Source organism: Nocardioides sp., assembly GCF_004803405.1.
GTDB lineage: Bacteria > Actinomycetota > Actinomycetes > Propionibacteriales > Nocardioidaceae > Nocardioides > Nocardioides vastitatis.
Genome location: NZ_SSXI01000142.1, coordinates 1 through 3,003 on the forward strand (window position 1 = coordinate 1; position 3,003 = coordinate 3,003).

At 66.3% G+C, this 3,003-nt stretch carries 3 protein-coding genes; all 3 read left to right on the top strand.

The window, feature by feature from the left end; genetic code table 11:
* Positions 1 to 1,359, top strand: a 1,359-nt coding sequence (locus E7Z54_RS10045) for a 3'-5' exonuclease (protein WP_136433326.1), incomplete at its 5' end; no start/stop codon positions are given.
* A gap of 28 nt (positions 1,360 to 1,387) precedes the next feature.
* Positions 1,388 to 2,035, top strand: coding sequence for a DarT ssDNA thymidine ADP-ribosyltransferase family protein (locus E7Z54_RS10050; protein ID WP_136433328.1), 648 nt, complete (start codon positions 1,388 to 1,390; stop codon positions 2,033 to 2,035).
* Positions 2,032 to 3,003 (top strand): ADP-ribosylglycohydrolase family protein (locus tag E7Z54_RS10055; protein ID WP_206056120.1); only part of this gene is annotated, 972 nt, incomplete at its 3' end. The genes E7Z54_RS10050 and E7Z54_RS10055, both read left to right, overlap by 4 nt.

A 3,003-nucleotide genomic window follows, 5' to 3' on the forward strand; every position in this document is an offset into this window, starting at 1 on the left:
GCGAACACCACGCCAGGCTTCACCCTCATTCGCGGCGCCGCCGGCAGCGGCAAGACCACGACGGCGCTACTCCGCCTCCGCCACCAGTGCAACTACTGGACCCAGCGCCGCACCCGACTCGGCCTCGCTGATCCGGTCCGCGTCCTCGTCCTCACCTACAACCGCACCCTCGAGGGGTATATTGCCGAGCTCGCCCGCCGGCAGGTCACCGGCCATACCGGCCTGCACCTGGAGGTGAGTACCTTCGGCAAGTGGGCTCGTGGGCTCCTCGGGGCTCCGCCCGTCATGGGGCACGAGGACACCGCAGCCTCCGTCCGGCGGTTCCTCAAGCCCGTGGTGACCGACCTTCGGTACTTCGGCAACGAGGTCGAGTACCTGATGGGCCGGTTCGAGACCGGCCGCCTGCACGAGTACCTCGACGTGAAGCGCGAGGGCCGCGGCTCTACCCCGCGCGTCGAACGTCCTTTGCGCGAACGCCTGCTCAACGAGGTCGTCCTGCCCTACAACGCCGAGAAGGCCGCCCTCGCTCAGCGCGACTGGAACGACGTCGCCCTTGAGGTCGCTGCCATGTCGGTGACCGGTACGCCGAAGTGGGACATCGTCGTTGTTGACGAGGCCCAGGACTTCTCTGCCAACCAGATCCGCGCGGTCCTCGCTCACCTCGCCGACCCCGCGACCGTGACCTTCGTCATCGATGCCGCGCAGCGCATCTACCCCCGGCACTTCACTTGGAAGGAAGCCGGCGTCGACTCCTTCGTGAACCGCTACAGCCTGGCGAACAACTACCGCAACACCCGCCAGATCGCCGCGTTCGCCCGCCCGCTGGTCGATGGCCTCCCGATGGAGGATGACGGAACCCTGCCCGACTTCACCTCCTGCACAACCGACGGCCCGCTGCCGCTCGTCGTTGAGGGCAACTTCTCGGGCCAACTCGACGTCATGCTCGACCGGCTTACCAATACCGTGGACTTCACTGCTGAGTCTGTCGCGTTCCTTCACCCGCTCGGCGGCGGCTGGTTCGGCTATCTCCGCGACCGGCTTCGCGGCGACGGCATCCCGTTCGTTGAGCTCAGCCGATCCTCTGTTTGGCCCACCGGCCCCGAGGCCGTCGGCCTGTGCACCCTCGCATCTGCCAAGGGTCTGGAGTTCGACCACGTTCTCATGCCCGGTCTGAACCAGCAGGTCACTCCGCACGGCGCCGACGCCGGCGACGGCCAACTGGAGAACCTGCGGCGACTTATCGCGATGGGTGTCGGCCGTGCCCGACGGACCGTGGCGCTGGGGTACAAGGGCCAGGACCCCTCAACCCTCGTCGGGCTCCTTGACCCGACCACCTACGAGAAGGTCGTGACTCGATGACGACCGGTCCGGCCGCACCGGGGGCGCGATGACCCCGACCGACATCGCCGCGGTCGTCGCCGCGCGCGCCATCACCGAGATCCTCCACTTCACCACGAACTTCGGCCTCATTGGCGTAGCCGCCAAGGCCGCGGTTCTTTCCCGCGAACTCCTCGACACCGACCAGTACCTCGAACACATCTGCAAGCCCGTGTGGGGCAGCCGCTGGAAGGACGCGGACTGGGTCGGGTATGTCAACATGTCTATCAGCCACATCAGCCACAGGATGTTTACCGTCTCCCGGAAGAGGCACGACGGCGCCGACCTGTGGTGGCCGGTCTTGTCATTCCGGCCGGACATCCTCAGCGACCCCGGAGTGGTGTTCGCAACCACGAACAACTCCTACGAGGAGACCGTCAAGAGAGGCGAAGGAGTCGACGGCCTCGAGGCGCTCTTCGGACCCGCCATCCCGTGGGGTCATCACGGGAGCGTTTCTACACGTCGGACCTCCATGCCAGACTCATGGACGACCAACGACCAGGCCGAAGTTCTCTACCCCACCCAGTTGGGACTCGATCACCTCCAGGCGGTCTACGTCGAGACCGAAGACCTGGTCGACGAAGCCAACGGCATCCTCAGCCTGTGGCCTGCAACCGAGAACGTGCCCGTGACCTGCAAACCGGAGGTGTATCTGTGACAAGCGAGCCGAACACCCATCTCGACCGGGTGACGCGCTCGATGCTCTGGGCCGCCTGGGCTGACGCGCTCGGCTTCATCACGGAACGCACCACTCCGCAGTACGTAGAGAAGCGCGTCGGTGCGCCGAAGGTCACCGCGACGGTTGAGTGGACCCGTAGAGTCGGTGGCAAGTTCGGCGTCGAGATGGTTCTGCCGGCCGGCACCTATTCCGACGACACCCAACTGCGCCTCGCCTCCAGCCGAGCCATCTCCGGAAGCGGCTTCGACCCGGAAGCGTTCGCGAAGGTCGATCTCGCAGTCTGGCCGTCATACGCCCTCGGTGGCGGACGAGCGAGCAAAGCTGCAGCAGCCAACATCGCAAGATCGACCGTCCCGTGGTTCGGCAACTTCTACGACGGCTACCTCGCCGCAGGCGGCAATGGCGCCGCAATGCGCATCCAGCCACATGTCTGGGCCGCCCCCAACCCGACCGCAGACACCCGATTCCTCGTCGACGTACTGCGCGACGCTGTCATCACCCACGGTCACCCCCGAGCGCTCGTCGGAGCCGTCCTTCACGCCATCGCCCTCAGCAAGCCCATGAGCAGCGGCAAACCCCTGACCGTTGAAGACTGGCCCGACATCATCGGCAAGACCCGGTCGGCTGCCGCGCTTGTTGAGAGCGACGAAAACCTCAGCACAGTGTGGCTGCCGTTATGGGAGAAGTCGGCCAGCAAGTCTTTCCCCGACTCCTGGTCCGACGCGGTCGAGGAGTGTGCGCTGATGCTCGACGCGCTGCGCGACGGGGTCTCCGAGCTTCAGAGGGAGGTACGCCCGCAGACCTACGACCAGATGGTGACGACCCTCGACCTCCGCAATCCCGACAACGTTGGGAGCGGCACCGCCACTGGCGTCATCGCCCTGGCCGTGGCCACCGCCATCCCTGACCCCGGTGCGGCCAGCCGCTTGGTCGCCAACGCTCTCGGC

Excerpts from the sequence above, each read along its gene's own strand:
- E7Z54_RS10050 (WP_136433328.1), top strand. The coding sequence starts at position 1,388 with ATGACCCCGACCGACATCGCCGCGGTCGTCGCCGCGCGCGCCATCACC.